The sequence below is a fragment of the Sphingobacterium sp. UBA3519 genome (assembly GCF_002377215.1).
Classification (GTDB): Bacteria; Bacteroidota; Bacteroidia; order Sphingobacteriales; family Sphingobacteriaceae; genus Sphingobacterium; species Sphingobacterium multivorum.
The window spans coordinates 355,057-377,240 of the sequence record NZ_DFPI01000037.1 but is presented as its reverse complement, the minus strand read 5'-3'; the positions used below and the strand labels follow the sequence as shown (position 1 = coordinate 377,240).

General features: G+C 39.8%; 21 protein-coding genes. 13 read left to right on the top strand and 8 right to left on the bottom strand.

The features are described from left to right. Positions 1-25 precede the first annotated feature (25 nt). Together B3297_RS24445 and B3297_RS24440 are read left to right on the top strand one after the other, a co-directional pair. Entirely contained in the window at positions 26-1,000 is a 975-nt protein-coding gene (locus tag B3297_RS24445) for a 2-hydroxyacid dehydrogenase (protein ID WP_112376107.1), read from the top strand. Beyond that, complete coding sequence (locus tag B3297_RS24440) at positions 997-1,155, top strand: hypothetical protein (RefSeq protein ID WP_172462497.1); 159 nt, start codon at positions 997-999, stop codon at positions 1,153-1,155. Before B3297_RS24445 ends, B3297_RS24440 begins: the two co-directional genes overlap by 4 nt. Here the strand turns inward: B3297_RS24440 and B3297_RS24435 are convergent. After that, a complete protein-coding gene (locus tag B3297_RS24435) occupies positions 1,152-2,009 on the bottom strand; it encodes a mechanosensitive ion channel family protein (RefSeq protein ID WP_070567825.1) in 858 nt (285 codons plus the stop codon). The two genes, B3297_RS24440 and B3297_RS24435, sit on opposite strands and share 4 nt — an antisense overlap. Before the next feature lie 145 nt (positions 2,010-2,154). Here B3297_RS24435 and B3297_RS24430 point away from each other — a divergent pair, with 145 nt between their 5' ends. The 6 genes from B3297_RS24430 (at position 2,155) to B3297_RS24405 (ending at position 7,852) form a co-directional block, all read left to right on the top strand. After that, positions 2,155-3,021 carry an AraC family transcriptional regulator gene (locus B3297_RS24430; protein ID WP_286767443.1) on the top strand — a complete coding sequence of 289 codons (867 nt, stop codon included), beginning with the start codon at positions 2,155-2,157 and terminating at the stop codon, positions 3,019-3,021. 2 nt (positions 3,022-3,023) lie between these two features. After that, complete coding sequence (locus B3297_RS24425; RefSeq protein ID WP_046675442.1) at positions 3,024-3,449, top strand: DUF983 domain-containing protein; 426 nt, start codon at positions 3,024-3,026, stop codon at positions 3,447-3,449. Positions 3,450-3,475: 26 nt separating this feature from the next. After that, the gene (locus B3297_RS24420; RefSeq protein WP_236560233.1) at positions 3,476-4,654 is read left to right on the top strand and encodes a cysteine desulfurase family protein; all 1,179 of its coding nucleotides are present in this window, start codon (positions 3,476-3,478) and stop codon (positions 4,652-4,654) included. A gap of 81 nt (positions 4,655-4,735) precedes the next feature. After that, positions 4,736-5,062 (top strand): HesB/IscA family protein, encoded by a 327-nt coding sequence (locus tag B3297_RS24415; RefSeq protein WP_046675441.1) that lies wholly within the window; start codon positions 4,736-4,738, stop codon positions 5,060-5,062. Positions 5,063-5,314: 252 nt separating this feature from the next. Beyond that, entirely contained in the window at positions 5,315-6,361 is a 1,047-nt protein-coding gene (asnA, locus tag B3297_RS24410; protein WP_236560234.1) for an aspartate--ammonia ligase, read from the top strand. A 237-nt stretch (positions 6,362-6,598) separates the two neighbouring features. Next, positions 6,599-7,852: a DEAD/DEAH box helicase gene (locus tag B3297_RS24405; protein ID WP_236560235.1), complete on the top strand. Its 1,254-nt coding sequence runs from the start codon at positions 6,599-6,601 to the stop codon at positions 7,850-7,852. A 184-nt stretch (positions 7,853-8,036) separates the two neighbouring features. On the opposite strand, the gene B3297_RS24400 is transcribed toward B3297_RS24405, so the two are convergent. From B3297_RS24400 to B3297_RS24385, 4 genes are all read right to left on the bottom strand, one after another. Further along, positions 8,037-8,765 carry a menaquinone biosynthetic enzyme MqnA/MqnD family protein gene (locus tag B3297_RS24400; RefSeq protein WP_070567831.1) on the bottom strand — a complete coding sequence of 243 codons (729 nt, stop codon included), beginning with the start codon at positions 8,763-8,765 and terminating at the stop codon, positions 8,037-8,039. Then, positions 8,758-9,384 (bottom strand): histidine phosphatase family protein, encoded by a 627-nt coding sequence (locus B3297_RS24395; protein WP_070568275.1) that lies wholly within the window; start codon positions 9,382-9,384, stop codon positions 8,758-8,760. Before B3297_RS24395 ends, B3297_RS24400 begins: the two co-directional genes overlap by 8 nt. Before the next feature lie 13 nt (positions 9,385-9,397). Continuing rightward, the gene (gene mqnE / locus B3297_RS24390) at positions 9,398-10,597 is read right to left on the bottom strand and encodes an aminofutalosine synthase MqnE (protein ID WP_070567833.1); all 1,200 of its coding nucleotides are present in this window, start codon (positions 10,595-10,597) and stop codon (positions 9,398-9,400) included. Positions 10,598-10,700: 103 nt separating this feature from the next. After that, complete coding sequence (locus tag B3297_RS24385; RefSeq protein ID WP_070567835.1) at positions 10,701-12,536, bottom strand: ABC transporter ATP-binding protein; 1,836 nt, start codon at positions 12,534-12,536, stop codon at positions 10,701-10,703. Between the two features lie 265 nt (positions 12,537-12,801). On the opposite strand from B3297_RS24385, the gene B3297_RS24380 reads away from it, so the two are divergent. Both B3297_RS24380 and B3297_RS24375 read left to right on the top strand, forming a co-directional pair. Then, positions 12,802-13,962: a pyridoxal phosphate-dependent aminotransferase gene (locus tag B3297_RS24380; protein WP_286779658.1), complete on the top strand. Its 1,161-nt coding sequence runs from the start codon at positions 12,802-12,804 to the stop codon at positions 13,960-13,962. 131 nt (positions 13,963-14,093) lie between these two features. Continuing rightward, on the top strand, positions 14,094-14,933 hold the full coding sequence (locus B3297_RS24375) for a prephenate dehydrogenase (protein ID WP_070567840.1): 840 nt from the start codon (positions 14,094-14,096) through the stop codon (positions 14,931-14,933). A 56-nt stretch (positions 14,934-14,989) separates the two neighbouring features. Here the strand turns inward: B3297_RS24375 and B3297_RS24370 are convergent, their stop codons facing one another. The 3 genes from B3297_RS24370 to B3297_RS24360 all read right to left on the bottom strand — a co-directional run bounded on the left by B3297_RS24370 (position 14,990) and on the right by B3297_RS24360 (position 19,358). Continuing rightward, positions 14,990-16,210: a tetratricopeptide repeat protein gene (locus B3297_RS24370; protein ID WP_286779657.1), complete on the bottom strand. Its 1,221-nt coding sequence runs from the start codon at positions 16,208-16,210 to the stop codon at positions 14,990-14,992. Between the two features lie 49 nt (positions 16,211-16,259). Continuing rightward, positions 16,260-16,643: a hypothetical protein gene (locus B3297_RS24365; RefSeq protein WP_088162243.1), complete on the bottom strand. Its 384-nt coding sequence runs from the start codon at positions 16,641-16,643 to the stop codon at positions 16,260-16,262. A 102-nt stretch (positions 16,644-16,745) separates the two neighbouring features. Next, positions 16,746-19,358 (bottom strand): TonB-dependent receptor, encoded by a 2,613-nt coding sequence (locus B3297_RS24360; RefSeq protein ID WP_286779656.1) that lies wholly within the window; start codon positions 19,356-19,358, stop codon positions 16,746-16,748. Between the two features lie 420 nt (positions 19,359-19,778). Here B3297_RS24360 and B3297_RS24355 point away from each other — a divergent pair, with 420 nt between their 5' ends. From B3297_RS24355 to B3297_RS24345, 3 genes are all read left to right on the top strand, one after another. Then, on the top strand, positions 19,779-20,408 hold the full coding sequence (locus tag B3297_RS24355) for a Crp/Fnr family transcriptional regulator (RefSeq protein ID WP_070567849.1): 630 nt from the start codon (positions 19,779-19,781) through the stop codon (positions 20,406-20,408). A gap of 58 nt (positions 20,409-20,466) precedes the next feature. Next, entirely contained in the window at positions 20,467-21,312 is an 846-nt protein-coding gene (locus tag B3297_RS24350; RefSeq protein ID WP_286779655.1) for an NAD(P)-dependent oxidoreductase, read from the top strand. A gap of 118 nt (positions 21,313-21,430) precedes the next feature. Continuing rightward, a complete protein-coding gene (locus tag B3297_RS24345; protein ID WP_070568283.1) occupies positions 21,431-22,174 on the top strand; it encodes a dienelactone hydrolase family protein in 744 nt (247 codons plus the stop codon). Positions 22,175-22,184: the final 10 nt, after the last annotated feature.

Sequence of the window (22,184 nt, the reverse complement as noted above, 5' to 3'; positions counted from 1 at the left end):
AGAAAGCTAAAGAACAGCTATTTGCATGAAGATATTTATCACTAAAAAAATACCACAAAAAGGTATAGATTTATTAAAATCTGCCGGTCACGATCTAACGATACACGATTCAGCTGATCCCCTATCCGAAAGGCAGCTTATCGAAGCGAGCCAACAGGCTGATTACGTGCTGAATGGTGGGATGCAAAAGTTTGATGCTAATTTTTTCCAAAACTGCCCAAACCTTAAAGCCCTATCCCTCATGAGTGTCGGCTATGACAATGTGGATATCGCTGCCGCAACACAGCATGGAATACCTGTAAGCAATACGCCAGGCATACTTTCGGGAGCAACAGCTGATGTCGCATTCCTTTTAATGCTATCGGTATCGCGGAAGGCATTTTTCAACCACAAGAGAATTTTGCAGGGCGAATGGAAAGGTTTTGATCCAACGGCAAACCTAGGCATCGAGCTCAACAACAAAACACTGGGTATTTATGGACTGGGACGAATTGGCTTTGAATTCGCGAGAAAAGCCAAAGCAGCGTATAACATGGATATTATCTATTACAATCGGAGCCGTAATGAGGAAGCAGAGCAAATTCTTGGCGCACGATATGTGAATTTCGACGATCTGCTCACGCGGAGCGATGTCCTTTCAATCCATGCCGCGTTGACAGCGGAGACTAAAAACCGGTTTGACAAAATGACATTTGCGCGCATGAAAAACTCCGCTATATTGATTAATACCGCCAGAGGCGGATTGGTCAATGAAATAGATCTAACAGAAGCTCTAGAGACTGGCCAACTATGGGGTGCCGGACTTGATGTGACAAATCCTGAACCGATGGATCCGAAAAATCCACTGTTAAATATGGAAAATGTCTGTGTACTGCCACACATCGGGTCTGCTACAGAAGAAACGCGGGATAATATGGCAATGATGGCCGCCAGTAACTTACTGGCAGCAATTAAAGGCGAAAAAATGCCGCAGATTATCAATAAAGAGGTATATCAATGAAACGAAGATTTTTTCAGATTTTAAACAGCTTAAATAAAGCCATCTTACCAAAATATGGTAAGATGGATCCCTTGAAATTAAAAAAGTACCAGCAGGCTATCATTGCCTACCGGTACTTTGTCCTTTTACACGCCTTGGGAACAGATCAGGACTAAGCTTTTGCAGTCCCTAGGTCGCTTGAATTCGAAACAATGCTAATCTGTGTCGGATTGGAAGATAAACTAATATCGTTCCTTTCCAGCTCCAACATAATCTTTTCCTGCATTGAGTTTCGAGCAGCGACATAATGCTCTCTTTTCGTCCACGCACGAACGGTTAAAACCATGGCACTGTCTCCCAATTCTTTGATAAAAACAGTTGGCTCTGGAGTTGTCAACACATTTTCATTCGAACGGAGAACTCTTAATATAATATCTTTCGCTTCTTTCACATTTTTATCATAAGAGATACTGATGGTATATTCAAACATGCGTTGCACAATTTTCGTATAGTTTTTAATAACCGAATTGGCCAAAGGGCCATTTGGGCTAAAAACACGTACACCATCATCGCCTATTAAAGTGGAATACAAGATATCAATCCTCTCTACAGTACCTGCGGTACCATTTGCACTCGAGATGGAATCCCCTACCTCAAATGGTCTAAACATCAAAATCAGCACTCCGCCGGCAAAATTACTCAGACTTCCCTGCAGCGCCATACCAACGGCCAACCCAAAGGCGGATAAAGCAGCAATAAAAGAAGTTGTCTGTATTCCAATCTGACTTGCGACGGTGAGGAGCAACATCACCCACATGACGATCTTTACAATACTGGAGATAAATGCCCGAATAGAGGGATCTACATTCTTCTTTTCGAAACGTTTATGTAATAAGCGATCTACAAAATTGATCACATATTTCCCAAGAATCAATAGGATAATTCCACCTATAATCCCCGGAATAGACTCAATGACAATATCGGTCAAACGACCAAATCTACTCCCCAAACTATTTAAATTACTTTCCATGTTGTAAAATATATTTTAAACCTCTAGGCACAAGGATTGTTCCAACATATCGTATACCGTATCAAAATATAAAAATCATTGAAAAACACCATAAAAGACCAAATAAACACCACTGTTAAAAGAATATTTAGCGTAATTTTGCTATATGAATAGAAAAAATACCATTCCGATTATTGATAGTTGTAGCATTGATCTCAATAACAAAACAACGATTCATATTGATGATCTAAAAGAATATATCATCAAGCATCAGGATATGGTATTTCCTCACAAACATAATTTTTTCCATTTTGTGCTATTCACCAGGGGCTCAGGAGAACACATTATTGATTTCAATCATTACAACATTGAACCTTATCAAATCTATTTTATGGTACCAGGTCAAGTTCATACCTGGAACTTTACAGGTGACGAAGAAGGCTATGTTGTCAATTTTTCCATTGACTATTTTCAGTCTTTTCTCTTAAGAACCGATTACCTGGAACGCTTCAGCTTCTTACAGGGTAAAATTGAGCAGCTTATTTTTGTTATTGCGGAACAATTTCGCAAGCAGGCTATTCACATTCTTGAACAAATTGCTTCCGCAAAAGCGGCAGGTCAATCGGAAGACTATATCCGTACACTTCTGCTCCAATTTATATTGTATATCTCAATTTCTACAGAAAAAGATCATCAAGAGCACAGTACGCCATATAATCACAAAATATTCAATAGTTTTCAGCAATTGGTTGAACAGCAATTCAGATCTACCAAATTGCCCAGTGTGTACGCAGATCAGTTATTTATTACACCCAATCATCTGAATGCGATCTGCAAATCCTACATCGGACAATCAGCAGGTGAAATTATACGAAACCGGATTGTACTCGAAGCGAAGCGACTATTGGTCAATCGAAACTTAAATATCAATGAGATTGCAGATGAGCTGCAATTCAATGACAACTCATACTTTACTAAATTTTTCAAAAAATCCGCTGGGCTCACACCAGAAGAGTTCAGAAAACAACTATAACTATGGAAGAGGTTAAATACGAATTATCTGAATTTAAAGCTGCATGGCAAGCGAAATGTCCAAGATGCCGGATCGGCCATGTGTACCAAGGTCCTGCCTATGGTCTTAAAGTACAAAAAATGAATAGCCATTGCGAATACTGTGGACTTCGTTACGAGCGTGAGCCAGGTTATTTTTATGGTGCCATGTATGTTACCTATGCGTTCTCCATTGCAGAAATGGTTACGGCTTGTATGGCAACCTATATCCTGACAGGCAATGATTCTTCTTTTATACTCTATGCAACCGTTGCTATCATGAGCGTTGTTTTAATGTCGCCATTCAACTACCGTTATTCCCGTATCATACTGATGTATTGGTTGACCCCGGGCTTGAGATATGATCCAAATGTCAAAAAAAAGGAAGTTGATGTGAAGGCTTCAGCATAACCTTCATTATCCTTATCTTTATCCTGATGAAGGATATGATTTATTTGGACAACAACGCAACAACGCGAATTTTGGATGAGGTATGGAATACCATGACGCCCTACTTCATCCAAAACTATGCGAATGCATCGAGTGTCTATCACCAAATGGGGCGTGAAGCCAATGCCGCCGTCCAACTGGCTAGAGCGCAAATAGCTGAAGCACTGAATTGTTCACCAAAAGAACTATTTTTCAATTCAGGTGCAACAGAAAGTATTAATACCGTAATCTGTGGCATATTTGACAAATATCAATCCAAGGGAAATCATATTATCACCGTTTCAACAGAACACAAAGCTGTATTAAGCTGCTGTGAACAACTGACGAAAAAAGGAGCGCAGATCAGCTATCTCCCCGTCGATGCACAAGGCATGATTCGTATAGACGATTTAAAAAATGCGATGAGCTCCCAGACCATACTCGTTTGCATCATGGCTGCCAATAACGAGACAGGAGTATGCACATCGCTAACTCAAATCGCCACTATTTGTAAGGAGAAAGACATCTTATTTTTCTGTGACGCTACGCAGGCTATTGGAAAAATCAACATTGATCTACAAAAAGTCCCGATTGACCTTTTATGCCTGAGCGCGCATAAACTTCATGGCCCGAAGGGAGTCGGTGCCTTATACATCCGTCGCAAATCGAAGCCGATACAGATTACTCCGCTGATTGTAGGCGGTGGTCAGGAAAGCGGATTTAGAGGCGGTACGTACAACGTTCCAGCTATCGTCGGCTTTGGAAAAGCCCTGTCTCTGCTTAAACCAACATCTTATCATACGGTCGAACGAAACCGCGATCTATTGGAAGAACTTTTAAGTGATATTCCTGAAATCATCATTCATGGAAAAAATGTGCCCCGCCTACCCAACACCAGTTACATCAGTTTTAAACACATCCTAGCCAGCGAAATAATGACTGCCTGTCCTGCTTTGGCCCTTTCCTCGGGCTCAGCCTGTGTAACCGGATCCAGAGAACCGTCCCATGTTTTAATGGCTATGAATGTTTCCAAAGAAGATGCATTATCGGCCATTCGCTTTAGCTTAAGCATATTTACGACTCAAGAGGATATTATACAATGCGCTCAATTGGTCACAGATGCGGTTCGCAAAATCCGCGATCAATCCCCCATCTGGCAACTTTTCAAAGCTGGCCTGATCGATTAATTTATGACATTCTAAAAACTTTATAACAGGCGAAATATAACAAGATTGTATGTATCTTTGTGCTATACAAAGGATATTACTATGATTACAGTTACTGACAAAGCAAAAACTCGTATCGAGGAAATCATGAAGGATGAGCAATATGACAGCAATTACTTTGTGCGTGTTGCTGTGGAAAGTGGCGGTTGTTCGGGCTTGAGTTATAAGCTGAACTTCGATAACGAAGAAAAAAAAGGTGATCAATTTTTCGAAGATAAAGGCGTGAAAGTCTGTTTGGATATAAAATCGTTTTTATACCTAGCAGGTACAGAACTGGATTATTCCGATGGTTTGAACGGAAAAGGTTTTGAATTCCATAACCCTAATGCGAGCCGGACCTGTGCATGCGGCGAAAGTTTCTCCGTTTAATCAATCACGTCGATCCACCATAAATAAAAGAGCCCTGAAATATTCAGGGCTCTTTTAGTAAGTAACCAAACACTTTTAGTTGCACCAACAAATTATTAGTTTTATAATTAAATATTGACCTACCTTCATTTTGTTAGAATTTTTTTATTTTTTCAACTTTTTAATGGATAAATATTAAAAATCACAACCAAACAGATTAACCAGTGATATTTTCATACTTTTGTAGGAAATAACTGAATAAAAAATAAAACCATGCGTATCAATCCGCACATGGTATTTCATTTAACTCATATGGAGGGAAGAAAACTTTTAAATACCGAAGTTGCTATCAGCTTCGTTAAAGATACATTTGTCCAACAACTAAAGAAAGCATTAAATTTAATTCCGATCTCATCGCCTTTGGTGGTTTTAGACGGCACAGGATTAAATGATGACTTAAATGGAATTGAGCGCCCGGTATCATTTCCGATTAAATCATTGAATGAAAAAAGGGCTGTCGTCGTACATTCATTGGCAAAATGGAAAAGAGTCCGTTTAAAAGAACTTGAAATGTTACCCGGGGAAGGCATCGTGACAGACATGAAAGCACTGCGTCCTGATGAAGATTACACCCCTATTCATTCGATATATGTAGACCAATGGGATTGGGAAAAAGTAATCGATAAAGATCAACGTACTTTGGCCTTACTGAAAGATACCGTATTAAAAATTTACGATGCATTACGCTATACAGAACAACAGGTTGAAAGCAAGTATCCACAGATAAAAGCTATTCTTCCAGAAACCATTACATTTATTGCAGCAGAAGAACTTCTGCAAAAATATCCTAATCTAACTGCAAAAGAACGTGAAAATACCATCACAAAAGAATATGGTGCAGTATTTTTATATGGTATCGGCGGGGCACTCAGCAATGGTGTTGCACACGATGGTCGCGCAGCAGACTACGACGATTGGAGTACTGCAAATGAGGCTGGACACAAAGGATTGAATGGAGATATTCTCGTATGGAACCCCATCTTAAATTCAGCCTTTGAGCTTTCTTCCATGGGGATTCGCGTCGATAAAACCGCTTTGGCACATCAAATGGAAATCAGAAATTGCACTGAAAAATCCAAACTGACTTTCCATAGCATGCTTCTCAATGATCAATTACCGGAATCTATGGGCGGTGGAATCGGACAATCCCGTGTCTGTATGTTTATGCTCAAAAAACAACATATTGGAGAAGTTCAAGTCAGTATCTGGGAAGAGGACAAAAAAGAAACATTAAGACAAGAAGGTATTGATATCCTATAAAACAATACTTATGGAAAATTAATAACTCGGCAACTATACCGCGTGTTTCAGTATACCGATAAAAATCAAGGCAAGGTAATCATCTTTTATAGACTGATTACCTTGTTTTTTTAATTACAAAATGCCTAAAAAATTTTCATTCGAGTTTGTTCCTTTCAAAATAGCGGTATTTTGTATTTTTGCTGAATGCAGCTAGAAGCTATTTTAAATAAATTAGGTATCTCATCCTTAAATGAGATGCAAGAAAAAGTAGTGGAATCGTACCAAAAAGATCATGATTTCATCTTACTTTCACCCACAGGATCTGGCAAAACCTTGGCCTTTTCATTGCTCATTTTAGAGCAACTGAAGGAAATCGTTCGGGAGGTTCAAGTACTGATCTTAGTGCCGACCCGCGAACTGGCCTTACAGATAGAGCAAGTGCTTCGCAAGGTAGCCACTGGCCACAAAGTCACCTGTGCCTATGGCGGTCATAGTACCCGTATTGAAAAAAATGAATTCAAGGATGCTCCCGGAATTATTATAGGAACTCCAGGACGCATAAAACAACATATCGAAGAAGGAAATTTTGATCCTTCCGGTATTCATACCCTCGTGCTAGACGAATTTGATAAATCGTTGGAACTGGGATTTCAGCAACAAATGGATTTTATTATTCGACATATACCGGCCATCAGATCGCGGATATTGACTTCTGCAACGATGATGGATGCAATTCCGCCTTTTACACAGATAGAGGAGCCTATTCTTGTCGATTTTTTGAATAATTCACAAAATATACCCCGCATTACAATTAAAAAAGTAGTTGCCCCTGTTCAAAAGAAATTGGAGGCACTACTAAAACTTATCTGCAAGATTGGGACGAAAAAAATGATTATCTTCTGTAACCATCGCGATGCCGTCGATCACATCAGCGAACTACTGGATAATCGCAATATTATTCACGACACCTTTCATGGCGGACTTGAACAGCAAGATCGTGAACTGGCGCTTCTCAAATTCCGTAATCATTCCAACAATGTTTTGATCACGACCGATTTGGCTGCAAGAGGGCTGGATATCCCCGAAGTTGATGCCATTATTCATTATCAGCTACCGCATAAAGAAGATGGCTTTATTCATCGCAATGGACGTACTGCGCGTATGCAGGCAAAGGGTGATGTCTATGTCATCTTAAAGCCGGAAGAAGCGTATCCCTATATAGCGGAGGAAATACCTGAAGAGGAATTTCCCGAATACTATGATCTTCCTGAAAATTCACCTTTCGCCACACTTTATGTTAGTGCTGGAAGAAAAGACAAAGTCAATAAAATTGACATTGTAGGTTTTCTCCTGCATTTGGAAGGTGTTGAAAAAGACGACATTGGTATAATAGAAGTGAAAGATAAGGTCGCTTATGTCGCCGTTAAAAGAAAGCTTGCTCCTTTTATTATCAACAAGGCAAATGGGCAAAAAATCAAAGGACGTAAAGTAAAAATTGGACGTACTTAAAGGTCCAAAACATTGGTTAATTGGAATTCAAGTGTAAAACGGTGGCTTCAATTCTTGTATTTTCTTCTTTGGAAATCAATCGCCAGGTAAGCCTTCACAATACCGTGTAAGGCTTACCTGGCGATTCTGATTTAAAATTTTTCAGGGTATGTCATCGTTCCTGTTCAGGCCAAGCGCCCCCAGGTTAATCCAATTCTTTTAAATACCGGAGATACAATTGCACAGCTTCGCGCTTCTTGGCTGTCAAATGGAAATTAAGATGCTCTGTCAGATATTTGGTATAATCAAAGTCCTCAAATTCTGGGAGACCGGCTATCACATCGGTTGCATGTTCAACGCCATACGCTAAAGCTTCATTGAATTCCTCTACAAAAGAGTCGGGAAGTTTTTTGTTACTTACCCATAAGGCAAAAGCGAAAGGTAATCCGGTGAAGTTAAACCATTCTTCCCCCAAATCATAAACATAGGGTACTGCATTCTTCTTACCGAAAGTACGATCCCCAATTAAAACATAGGCATCTGGCTCTATAGATTCATCAGTGACCAATTCTACATCCTTTTTCCAATAATTTTTTATCAATACACGTGCTAAACCATTTGAAGTGCGCGATTGCTTATCTAAACGTAAAGTTTTTACCTCTTCAATGGGTTTATTGGCAAAAATAAAGACAGAATCGACAGCACCTTCCGTGCCGATACAAAAATCGGTATTAATATAGTACTCGGGTAGACTTAATAAGGCAGCTGTCGGTATAATCCCGATATCAGCTTGATCGTCGATTACTTTCTGTGCACAGGCACTTGGATAATCGACGCTCAAGTCGATTTGCTCCATCACTTTCGATTTACGTATTCCATTCAAAAATGGATAAGTATTGGTATACGATACGGCAGAAACTCTAATTTTATTCATTTATCAATGCTTCTAAGTGTGCGGTATTGTAATGGTCTACAATCTCAAATTGACCATTATCATAAAGCAATTTATATAAAGCAGTATTTGTATGCGGGAAATCATCCATATAACGGGCATCGACACCAGTCATTAGACAAAGCATAATCCGTAAAGCACGACCGTGCATACAGACTAATATGTTTTTTTCATCTGTCTGAGCGAGCATATGATCCAAGGCGACTTGTTGACGCGCCATTAATTCATGAGGAGACTCTCCGTTTTCGATACTGACATCCAATTCTCCATTGCGCCATGCTGCGACCAATTTTTCAAAACCAGCTAGCAACTCCGGTGTTTGTTCTTTTCCTTCATAAACTCCCCAGCTTATTTCATCCAAACCAACAAGCTGTTCCCAAGGTAAATCCAAATCAATGAACCCCTGTACAGTTTGATGAGTACGCAATAAAGTGGAGGTATATATCTTATCAAAAGGCACCGTATTGTAGCGATCAAAGAAAGCCTGAGCTTGAGCTATGCCCATTTTATTGAGTGGGGAATTAACACCCCGCCCCTGCACAATACCTCTTAAATTTAGATCAGTCTGTCCGTGTCGTATAAAATAAAATGTCTTTTTCAACGTGCGATATGAATTATGAATTGACAACAGGTAATGCGTAATAGCTTTTCTTTTGATCAACTTGATCAAAAACAACATCATTATAATCGGTTACCACATTGTAGAGGGTATCTCTTTCAATCGGATGGCGTCCAACATTTTTTATTAGCTCAACAACCTCTTGTGTGGTCATCCCTGGTTTTTGCTCTTCTGCTCCTGCCATGCTGTATATTTTTGTCGTATCATCCAGTGTTCCGTCTATATCATCGACCCCAAAAGCCAAGGACAACTGGGCCGTATCTCTCGATATCATTGCCCAATAAGCTTTAATATGATCAAAATTATCCATGTAAATTCGAGCGATCGCGTAATTCCTGAGGTCTTCAATAACGGATACCTCCGGAATATGAGACATTTGATTCTCCTTGTTTCTAAATTTTAGTGGAATAAAGGTCTGAAAACCGCCAGTCTTATCCTGTAGCTGTCTTAAGCGCTCCATGTGATCGACACGATGCCAAAACTGCTCTATATGGCCGTACAGCATGGTTGCATTGGTATGCATGCCCAGCTTATGCGCCTGCTCATGAATATCCAGCCATTGTTCGGCTGTGCATTTATCATGTGCAATCTGCTCTCTGACTTCTGGATGAAAGATTTCCGCACCACCGCCCGGCATAGAATCTAATCCGCAGGATTGCAGATACTTCAATCCGTCGTAATGGCTCAATTTTGCTTTCTTGAAAATATAGTAATACTCTACAGGTGTAAGTCCTTTGATATGCAACTCGGGACGATGTGCTTTACATTTGCGAAAAAAATCGGCATAAAATTCGAGGTTCTGCTTAGGAACAACCCCTCCGGTGATATGAACTTCAGTAACAGCCTCCTTGTCGTACTTTTTCACAATATCCATCATGCCGTCGACTTCCATCTCCCAACCTTCAGCCCGTTCTTTTATTAAGCGGGAATACGAACAGAACTTACAGTCATAGACACAGACGTTAGTCGGCTCGATGTGAAAATTACGATTGAAAAAAGTATGATCACCATGGCGTTTCTCGCGAATATAGTTAGCAAGCACACCAAGGTAGCCTAACTCACCTTTCTCATACAAAAGTACTCCGTCCTCAAAAGTGATACGCTCCTCTCGCAAAACTTTCTCCGCTATATCTCTCAATTCGACAGCTAAATTCTTATCGTTAATCAAGAAATTCAATTTATCTATTGCGTTCATTAAATGTATCTCCTATCTTAAATCAAATGTACCGAAAAGGCAACAAAAGTTATAATAAAAAATGTGACAACAACTAATTTGACATAGCTCTTAGAAAAGGAGCCTAATCTGTAAATTGTTGCATTTCGATTAATTTACGGTATAATCCTTCTTGCTGTATCAGCTCACTATGGCTACCTGCTTCTACGATCTTTCCGGCTTCAATAACCACAATTTTATCCGCATTCTGAATGGTACTTAAACGATGGGCAATAACAACCGTTGTTCTATTGTCCATTAATTTATATAAGGAGTCCTGCACCAATTTTTCAGATTCGGTATCTAAAGCAGAAGTCGCCTCATCAAGAAGCATGATCGGTGGATTCTTCAAGACAGCTCGTGCAATACAGATCCGCTGACGTTGGCCACCAGATAATTTACCGCCCCTATCACCTATGTTGGTCTGATACCCCTGTTCCGTTTTCACAATAAATTCATGCGCATTCGCAATCCGTGCAGCGGCTTCTACTTCCTCTTGACTGGCCGAAAGATTAGCAAATGCAATATTATTGAAGATCGTATCATTAAACAAAATGGACTCTTGATTAACGACACCGATCATGTCCCGTAAAGAATCCTGGTCTAAATCCCGTAAATCAATACCGTCAAACAAAATTTGCCCCCCAGTGACGTCCATAAAACGCGGAATTAAATCAACTAAAGTTGATTTTCCCCCACCTGAAGGTCCCACCAACGCAATAATCTTCCCTTTTTCTATAGTCAAATCGATGTTCTGTAGAATCTCTTTATCTTTGGTATACGAAAAATTCACCTGATTAAAGACAATATTCTTCTCAAAGCTTTTCACAAGCTTCGCGTCGGCGCGATCTTTCACTTCCGTCCGTTCATCGATAAGTTCCAATACACGCTCACCCGCAGCAAGACCATTATGAATACCGCTGAAAGAATCTGTTAACGCCTTTGCCGGACGCATCACCTGTGAAAAAATAGCGATATAGGCAATAAATGCGGGCGCCGTTAAACTCTTGTCACCTGAAAGCACCAAATGGCCGCCATACAAAAGAATAATAGCCACCATAATTACCCCCAGCAATTCGGACACAGGTGAACTTAACTGTTGTCTTTTAGCCATAGCACGACCGATATTGGCGTAACGTTCGTTCTCATTATGAAACCTGTTCTTAATAAATGAAACGGCATTGAAAGCTTTGATAATTTTTATTCCAGACAATGCTTCGTCCAAATAGGAAATCATATTTCCATACGATTCCTGTGCCGCATGCGCTTGGCTTTTAAGATTCTTAACGATTCTAGAAATAAAAAATGCAGAGACGGGAATGACCAAGAGTGAAAAGAATGTCAATTGCGCAGAGATATTAAAAAGCATCACGATATAAGCGATCAATTGCAAGGGCTCTTTAAAAACCACCTGTAAAGTACCCGTCACAGAATACTGCACGACCTGTACATCAGACGCAACTTTAGAAACAATATCTCCTTTTCGTTGTCCTGTAAAATAACCGACATGTAAATCCATTACACTGTCAAATACCGCTCTACGCAATTTGAGCAAAGTATGAATACGGAAATTCTCCATAATGCGTTGACAGAAGTAGCGAAACAGATTACTGATAAATACGGAGATCACAATTGCAATACAGACCCTTTGCAATGCGCCATAGGCACCAAACTGCTCATTTGCCATCGATGCATAGTAATTGAACCAAGCTAAAATATCTGTGTACGCTTCAGGTTTCACGACTTCAATAGCTGCTTCACAAGCCTCTTTTCCGGTTTTAAAAAGTGTATGGAGTAAAGGAGCAAGTAATGCCAAATTCAACGTGCTAAAAACAACCGTGATCAGCGTGCAAATTACATAGGGGATTGCAAATTTCTCAATGGGTTTAGCAAACGATAAGAGCCTAAAATATGTTTTCATTTATGTTGAACTAAGACAAATTACTTTTACATCAAAAGTAATTCGTCGGTCTCTCCTCTAACTTCCAGATTTTTGACGAGGAAATTGAACAAAAATAACAAATTAATCAAGAAAAGCACATATCCTGGCAGGGGACTATAAAATTGTTGCATCGCAAGAATAAAGCATTCAGCTTGTTCAGCTTGAAAAATCGATAAAAAAATCTCCTTTTAATAGATAATTCCCTAATTTAGCCTTATTCAAATACCAAATTTATTAAAATAAAATGCAAATAGACGTTGCCAAAAGATTGCAGCACACTGAAGAATATTATTTCTCCAAAAAATTAAGAGAAATAGATGAGTTGAACAAACAGGGAGCGCGTGTAATCAACCTAGGAATTGGAAGTCCAGACTTACCCCCGCATCCGGAGGTGATCGAGACATTAAATACGAATGCCCAACTTCCAAATGTGCATGGCTATCAAAACTATAAAGGCGCACCTGCCCTACGACAAGCCGTTGCAGATTGGTATCAACGTTATTATAACGCGACTTTTAATCCCAATACCGAAATATTACCCTTAATTGGGTCAAAAGAAGGCATTGTGCATATCTGTATGACCTACCTGCAGGAAGGGGATCAGGCACTTATACCTAATCCTGGCTACCCTGCTTATGCGGCCGCAGTGCGGCTGAGTGGTGCTGAAGCGATTACCTATAATCTTACACAAGAGCAAAATTGGCTTATTGATTTAAATGAGCTCAAAAAACAAGACTTGTCAAAGGTTAAACTAATGTGGATAAACTATCCCCATATGCCAACAGGTGCCTCCGCACCTTATGCATTTTACCAAGAGCTGATTCAATTTGCCAAAGAGCATAATATCCTGATTTGCCACGATAACCCATATAGCTTTATTTTGACAGATACGCCAAAAAGCATTATGAGTATACCAGGCGCCAAAGATGTGGCTATTGAATTGAATTCGCTGAGCAAATCTTCCAATATGGCGGGATGGCGAATTGGTGTGCTCGTGGGTGCCGAAGAACGTATAAACCAAGTGCTTCGTTTCAAAAGCAACATGGACTCAGGCATGTTTTTACCTGTTCAGCTGGCCGCGGCGAAAGCCTTACAACTTGATGCCTCCTGGTATGCTGATCTAAACAAAATTTATGCGGAACGGCGCCAACAGGTTTATGAGATCATGGATTTGCTGGACTGTGCTTATCAAAAAGACCAAGTAGGTCTATTTGTATGGGCGCGTATTCCGGAGAAATACGAGGATGGCTATGCCCTGAGTGATGCTGTTTTGGAGAGATCACGGGTATTTATTACACCGGGTGGAATTTTTGGAGATAAAGGCGATCAATATATACGCATCAGTCTCTGTGCTACGGTAGAGGTACTCAAAGAATCAATCCAACGTATTAAAGATAATTTCTAACACATTCGATTTCGGCGCAGCTTAACTGCTTTGAAATTATCGATAGAATAATTGATCAACAAACAACCAGGGTATGAAGCGTTCGATGTATAACATTTGAACAAAAATACGCTTAATATAATTGTTTATATATGAACATTGCCATTGTAGGCGTAGGCTTGATCGGCGGCTCAGTTGCCATTCGCCTAAAAGAAACAAAATTCTGCGACAAAATAATCGGTGTAGATAAGAGTCAAAAGAACTTAGATAAAGCGATGCATATCGGCTTCATTGACGAAACAGCAAGCTTAGAAGATGCGATTAAGACCTGTAAAGTATTGGTGCTCACAATTCCTGTTGATGCCATTTTACATGTTGTTCCTCAAATCTTGGATCTGGTCACAGACCAGGTTGTCATCGACATGGGATCAACAAAAACGAATATTCTGAATAAAATAAAGGATCATCCCAATAGGGGCCGTTATGTTGCAGCCCATCCCATGGCCGGAACAGAGTATTCTGGGCCCGAAGCTGCAATAGCAGGCTTATTCAAAGGAAAAATGATGGTGTATGTTGAAGCATTTAAAACGGATGAGGATGCTTTCGAGATTGCCGATGCCATCACCGACCAATTGGAGATGCGCAGCTGTTTTATGAATGCCGATGAACATGATGTGCATACGGCTTATGTATCCCACATTTCTCACCTGACCTCTTTCGCCCTCGCCTTAACAGTATTGGAAAAAGAGAAATCTCAAGGGCGTATCTTTGAGCTGGCAGGCTCGGGATTTGAATCTACAGTACGTCTAGCCAAAAGTTCGCCCGATATGTGGACACCGATTTTCAAGCAAAATCGCGAAAATGTACTCGAAGTACTCGAAGAACATATCAAGCAGCTTCAATCCCTGCACGATTCTATTGCCACGGAGGATTATGACAAATTGCACAAACTTATTACCCGTTCCAATAAGATAAAAAGGATCATTAAATAAAGGCTGCTCTAGTTAGAGCAGTAGGTATAAAAAGTCCACCAAAAGGTGGACTTTTTTTATTCATCTTCCAATTCATTGAATTTATCCAGGTCGGCTTTTGCCCCGATAGGATCACCCAATTTTTCACGAATTGCTGCGCGATATGAATACAAATCAGAATAATATGGATTCAAATCGATCGCTTTCGAGTAATCTGCTAAAGCACCGGGAAGATCCTCCAACTTTTCATTCAAATCGGCCCGTAAGGAATAGACATAAAAATCTTCCGGATTGAGCGTGACAAGGCGATCAAAGTCCAATAATGCTTCCTCAAAATTTCCCAATCGCTCAAACAAAGATGCCCTTTCTTCGTATACGATCGATGAATCACGGTCTATTTCCTCCGCTTTGGCATAGTCTTCCAACGCACTTTGGTAATTGCGATAAGATTCAAACACTTTTGCACGAAATATATAAGCGGCAGAACGATTCTCATCAAGAGCAATGGCCTGGTTGAAATCAGACAATGCCAACTCAAAACAGGTCAACTTCAGGTATAAACTTCCTCTAAAAACAAAAAGATTGCTATCCTTGTTGTCGGACTCTGCAATAGCAGAAGAATAAAGGCCAATTGCTTTCAGATAGCTATAGCAATGGACATATTCCAGTCCCAATGAATTTATTTCGTCTATACTGAGCGTCCTAGACTTCGATTCCAGCTCTTGTATGACCAAATTTTCAGCTTCAAAATACGTTAATTCAGCTTGATTTTCCTGCCATTCCAAAACGCTATGGTAATTAAAATCCAGTCTTTTAGCAATTTGATAATCATAGAAAGCGCCTTCATCTTCCTCGATCTGTCTGTAGACTAAACAACGGCTCGCATAAAAAAATGGCTCTTCTTTATACTTTTCAATAGCGCTTGTAAACGCAGCAATAGCTTTGTCATAGGCGGCTATTTTAAAATAATAAAGCCCTAAATAACTATAAGCAAGCGCATTGTTGTCCAAAGCAATCGCCTCCTCAAGTAAAGCGACAGGATTACCATCGCCACTGATTCCGACATTAAATCCTTCCAATGTAGATCTAATCGCGCTCTGTTGGACGGTGTCTAACCAATCAGCGGAAAAAGATGAACTCGCTTCCGGAAAAAATGATGAAATAGGTAAAAAAGAAAACTTAGCAAGAAGTACGGGTACTGGCAGTGTAAAATCTGATTCCACAAAAGTATTGTTTTGTAGAATGACAGCTAGATTTGAAAACATATGCTTCATACCCAAAACTAAGCTAAATTTCATTACAAAAGAAATCTAACGGGAGATCAGGTATTATAATCGGGTATTCTTATCAACTAATTTCACCTGTCAGGTATAAGTATTTATAGCGGACAATATCCCTCGAATTTGTAAATTTGATTAATTTTTCCTTTTTGAAAACATAATTGGAAACCTTCTCTTCCATCAAACGCAGGAATTCAACAAATTCAGCAAAAAAGTCTTGACGTTCTCCTGGTGTAAACTGGCTGTTTTTTACAATCCAAAAGAATTGCTCTTCATTTACATGGAAAGATACCTCATTTTTCTTTTCTTTTCGAAAAATAAAGATTGGGTCATTTTCTTGGTTAATAAATAAAGCAAAGCCTGTATTTCCACCATCCAAATTAACAACAAAAGCAGAAAAATGGACAGTACCGATCTGTAAATTTTCCAGACAAATTAATTTATGCAACATCAGGTTGACAATTAGATCACCTAAAATTATTAAGTTTTTATTAAAAAACAAAAAAAGGCCCACAAAATAATTGTGGACCTTTTGTATTCGACGTAAATCTTATTAGAATGTAAATTTCACAGATGCATTCCAAGTTCTACCCTGTCCGATCAAAACAAAATTGGACGTATCAATACCATTCCAACTATTGTTCACATCTGTCACCAAGTTGCTAGAAGTAGCTTCCGAGATATAGAACTTATTCAACACGTTGTTCATGTTGACACGGAAACTCATGCTGTTCTTGTCACTTACCTTAACATTGTAAGAAAGACCGCCATCCAAAAGATTAAAAGACGGCAATTTCATATAGCGTCCATAGGTTTGGCCATCGATAACTTCCCTACGATAATTCGACGCATATAAACGCTCATAGTATCTGTAATTTGCGTCAACAGACAAACCTTTAAACATTTTATATTTAGCGCCAAATCCGTAAGAAGTTTGTGCTGCGTTACCAACGTGTTCACCCGTTAAATTCACCTGAGAACGACCCAATTCGATGCGGTTGTCGTTACGTACGACCGAATTTACTGCGCCATCGTACTTCCAGTCACCTATCGATAAAAATCCTGTTAGGCTCAATTTTTCGATTGGGCGGGCCTCAAAATCAACTTCTACCCCTCTATGCACCTGTTTTACACCGTAATTGGTTGTATATAGGTAGGCACCTTCGACCAAAATACCAGGATCATTTGTTGGATTGTATTTTTTTACATCATCTGCCGTCGCTAAACTCGAACTACCCGTAACACGATTTTCCCAAGTTGTGCGGTAAACATTCACATTCACATCCAAGAATCGAGAAGCAAATTTGTAACCAGCCTCTAAACCAAGGATTTTTTCATTTTCAGCATTTTCATTAATATCATTTGCAAAGTTCATGAAAATATTGTTTTGATAAGGCTGACGGGAATAGTACCCTGCGTTACCAAAAACACTATGATGTCCCATTGTATAACTTACACCACCCTTGGTATTGTAGCCAAAATTGTTCACGTCTTTAGAATCCTCATTACCTGGCGTGTATTGAAAATAATCAGAACGTTTGTTTTGTTGTTCAGAAACCGATCCTTGGAAAAACGCCGTGAAACCATTTTTCGCATATTCCAACTGACCGAACAGACCGCCGTAACGGATGTATTGATTGTAATCCCAAGCTAAACGATCTTCACGCGAATCAGGTTTGCTTGAGAAAGCTTTCCAAGGATTTGTTGAGTATGTATTGGTAACCAATGGCTTATTAAGGAAATTAACATTACCGCCCAATACAACACCATTTGTATTTCCTAGCGGATCTGTCAATTTACGATAATGTGTACCCTTATAATCTCTCACATCAAAACCCACATTAAAATTCAGGGACTCTGAAAGCTTACGGTTATAATTGGAAACTATACCAAACCACTGATGATTGTTTACATCAGCAGCCAAATATTTGCCTTTGTTGTATTTATCACTTCTTAACGATTGACCGCCCCCAGCAGCTAACGACGCATAAACGACAGTTGACAAAGATGATTTATCATCGATGGTCCAGTCCCAGTTCAAGTTGGCCACCGGCTTATGATAGAAGTTCTTTTGTGCATTCATCATCACGCCGTTTGCATCCTTATAATTGTCGTTGTAACGTCTGCCATTAGCGAGATAGTTCGACAATTTTGAGGTATATCCTTGGTTGTGCCACTGTGGTGCACCGGTTACCATGAAGTTCAGGTTGTGCTTTTCATTTGCTTTGTATCCAACGGACAAGAAATAACTGTGTCCAGCACCTTCCGTATGATCCATATAACCGTTACCTGACCATTGCGTAAACATAGCCGAAACAGCAAAACCGTTTTTCATCAGACCGGTATTGTAACCTACTGTTGCCTTCATAAACATATCGTTACCAACAGTAGTGCGGACAAAACCACCTTCTTTCATTGCGGTAGATTGTGTCACGTAATTTACGGTACCGCCGACAGATGAAATCGCTAATTTAGATGATCCCAAACCACGTTGAATCTGCACTAAAGAAGCAATATCTGTAAGTCCCGACCAATTCGACCAATATACACTTCCATTGTCCATACCATTGATCGGCTGACCGTTCAACAAAAATGCGGTATTGGACTGATCAAAACCACGTGTTGTCATAGAAGACTCACCAAAACCTTTTGCCTGACCAGTGATATAAACCGACGGGGTATTAGCTAGTGCTGAAGTAATATCCTGTGCGCCTACCCTTTCTTCTAAATCCTGTTTACGGATCGTCGAAACTGCAATCGGCGTCTTTCTTCCCGCAGCAATATCAATAACACCATGACCAACAACAACAACCTCATCCAAATTTGTTGAAGATCCAGCCGTAAAAATTGGATTGATATTCAACGATTCCCCCGATTTCAGCATGATGTTTTCGAAAACAACAGGCGTTTCGCCAATGTAAGTTACCTCTACTTTGTAGGGGCCTCCTTCTTGAAGATTTGAAATTTGAAATTTTCCTTGGGCATCGGCTGAGCCACTTACAACTTGTCCACTTGGGATGTGGGTAATTTTAATGGTTGCTCCTTTAACCGTTTGTCCAGTAGCTTCTTTGACAACTCCTGAAACCGAACCAGTATTTGCTGTTTGACCATGAACGGCACTATAACTAGCAAAAACGAGGGCAAAAAAAAGTAAAGACTTTTTCATGTTAGATGTGATTGTTTTGTTTTTGTGGCGCAAAATTAGGAATTGATTGTCTTTTTAACTAATTTTAACAATAGGATTATCAGACCCTAGCGCTATGCAAAACAAATCAGTTTTAAGCTTCCACAGAAAAATAGCAACTTCTAAAACAAAGAGGCAATAAAAAAACAGATTAAATAAAATAAATACAACACATTCATCACATTCTTAAAAAAACACTAAAAATAATCAGAATAACATTTTGTCTGTTTTGAATAAATCAAAATTTATCAATTTCACGATTTTATATACTAGCTGCTGGATACACCGCATACACTACAAAAAATCGGGTCTTTCCATACATCATTTTTATTGACGTTCTTTTCCATCCATAGTAGATAAAATAAGCCCGTAAATAATTAACTTTAACTAAAATAATACCGTATGTTGTCAATCCAACAAGCTTATACAGGCATTCTTGAGCCAGAGTTAATTACTGCAATAGCCAAAAACGCACACATCAAAACGTTTCATGAGGGGGATCTCATCATTGATACCAATCAATACATCAAGTCGATGCCCCTTCTCCTAGATGGAGCAATAAAAATTGTCCGGGAAGATGAAGACAAAGGCGAACTGCTGCTCTACTATTTGGAAAAAGGTCAAACCTGTACGATGTCAATAGCCTGTTGTCTCGGAAATAAAAAAAGTGAAATTCGTGCCCTCGCAGAAAAAACAACAACGGTTGCCATGATTCCAAATGAGCTTGTCAACCTTTGGATGGGAAAATACCCCTCTTGGCGAAATTTCATCATATCAAGCTATTCAAGCCGTATGGACGAAATGTTACAAGCTATTGATAGTCTAGCTTTTTCCAATATGGAAGAACGAATCATCCAATATCTGAAAGCCAAAGTAAAGCTGAACAACGACCGAATACTTACCCTTACGCATCAGGATATTGCTTCTGACCTAAACACATCCCGGGTAGTTGTCTCCCGAATTTTAAAAAAACTGGAACAGGAAGATAAAATAGTGCTCCTTCGTAACGAAATCAGGGTATTAGTGGAATGACCAAAACATTTGTATCTTTAATAGACGTAAATTTCAAGAGCTATTAATGTAATTTTAGATGAAGATAGAAAAATTAGGATTTATAGGATTAGGAAACATGGGGCACCCCATGGCTAAAAACCTGGAAAAAGCAGGATTCCCCCTTTCTGTTTATAATAGAAACCGTGCAAAAGCAGCGGCCTTTGAAGAACAATCAATGATCAGAGAAGGTATAGCCGAATTGGTCGAACATGCTGATATTGTATTCTCCATGCTCAGCAATGATGAAGCTGTCAGTGAAGTGTATGAAAAAATCCTTCAAGGAGATATCAAGGGCAAATTATTTGTCGATATGAGTACCATATCCCGTGAACTCACCCTGTCTATCGCATCCAAACTCAAAGAAAAAGGAGCCGCATTTATAGATGCACCTGTGGCCGGCAGTACCAAGCCCGCGGCAGAGGGCACCCTGATTATTATGGTCGGTGGTGAACAGGAGGATCTTCATCGCGCCCGGCCATACCTCGAGCAGATGGGCAAGTCGATCAAACATGTTGGCGAAAATGGCCAGGGAATTGCCGCCAAACTTGCGATCAACTATTTTCTTTCAACGATCTATCAAGGTCTCGCAGAGACGATCTTATTTTCAGATAAACTGGGAATTCAACGGAGTGATATGCTCGAAATCATCAATGATAGTGCCAGTGGCAGTGGCGCAACAAAAGTCAAAACGCCTTTACTGGTGGAAGAAAACTACAGTCCTGCTTTCGCGCTAGATCTTATGCTGAAAGATATTCGACTGGCGCAACAAGCCGGTGCCGAATATCCCCTCCTCAAGACATTACTCGATACCTACGGGAAAGCACACGACCAAGGTCTCGGACAACTCGATGTTATTGGTATTATTGAATCTATAAAGTCGTAACTTCAGGTTGACGACAGCGGAAAAAATGTACATTGAAAATTATATTTAGTTGAGATGGACTCCAAATTAGGTTCATTTCTGATCACACAAAATAATGAGCGGAACAAATTATTTACAGATGAAAACAGTTATGACACTATTGATGCTTACTATGGTAACGATGACTACGCAGGCCCAACAATTAAAACAGGTTTCTTACCAGGATGGTGAACAAAAACTCAACGGCATGGTAACCGCCAATAGGGCAAAAAAAGGCCCTGCTGTCTTAATTCTTCCTGCGTGGAAGGGAATTGACAACGAAGCGAAACAAGCGGCATTGCTTCTTGAAAAAGAAGGTTACATCGCGTTCATTGCCGACATCTACGGTGAGGGAAATATTCCTGCGGACAACACCGCAGCTTCGAAAATTGCAGGCCACTACAAGACGGACTATAAAGCTTATCAGCATCGCATCAAGCTCGCATTAGAACAACTGAAAAAAGAAGGCGCAGATCCGACAAAAATTGCGATCATTGGCTATTGCTTTGGAGGTTCAGGAGCATTAGAAGCGGCTAGAGCCGGCTTCCCCATCAATGCCGTGATCAGTATCCACGGAGGCCTATCCAAAGCTGCCGATAGACCCAATGGTTCCATTAAAACAAAAGTACTCATTGAGCACCCTGCAGCCGATAAGAGTGTATCAAAAGAAGATTACGATGGGTTGGTCAAGGAATTAAATGAAGGAAAAGCAGACTGGCAAATAATTACCTACGCAAATTCTGGACATACGTTTACGAATCCCGAGTCAGCGGAATATAATCCCGTGATGGCCAAACGTGCCTGGGAGCACACCTTATTATTTTTGAAAGAAGTATTAAATTAAATAGCAAAGT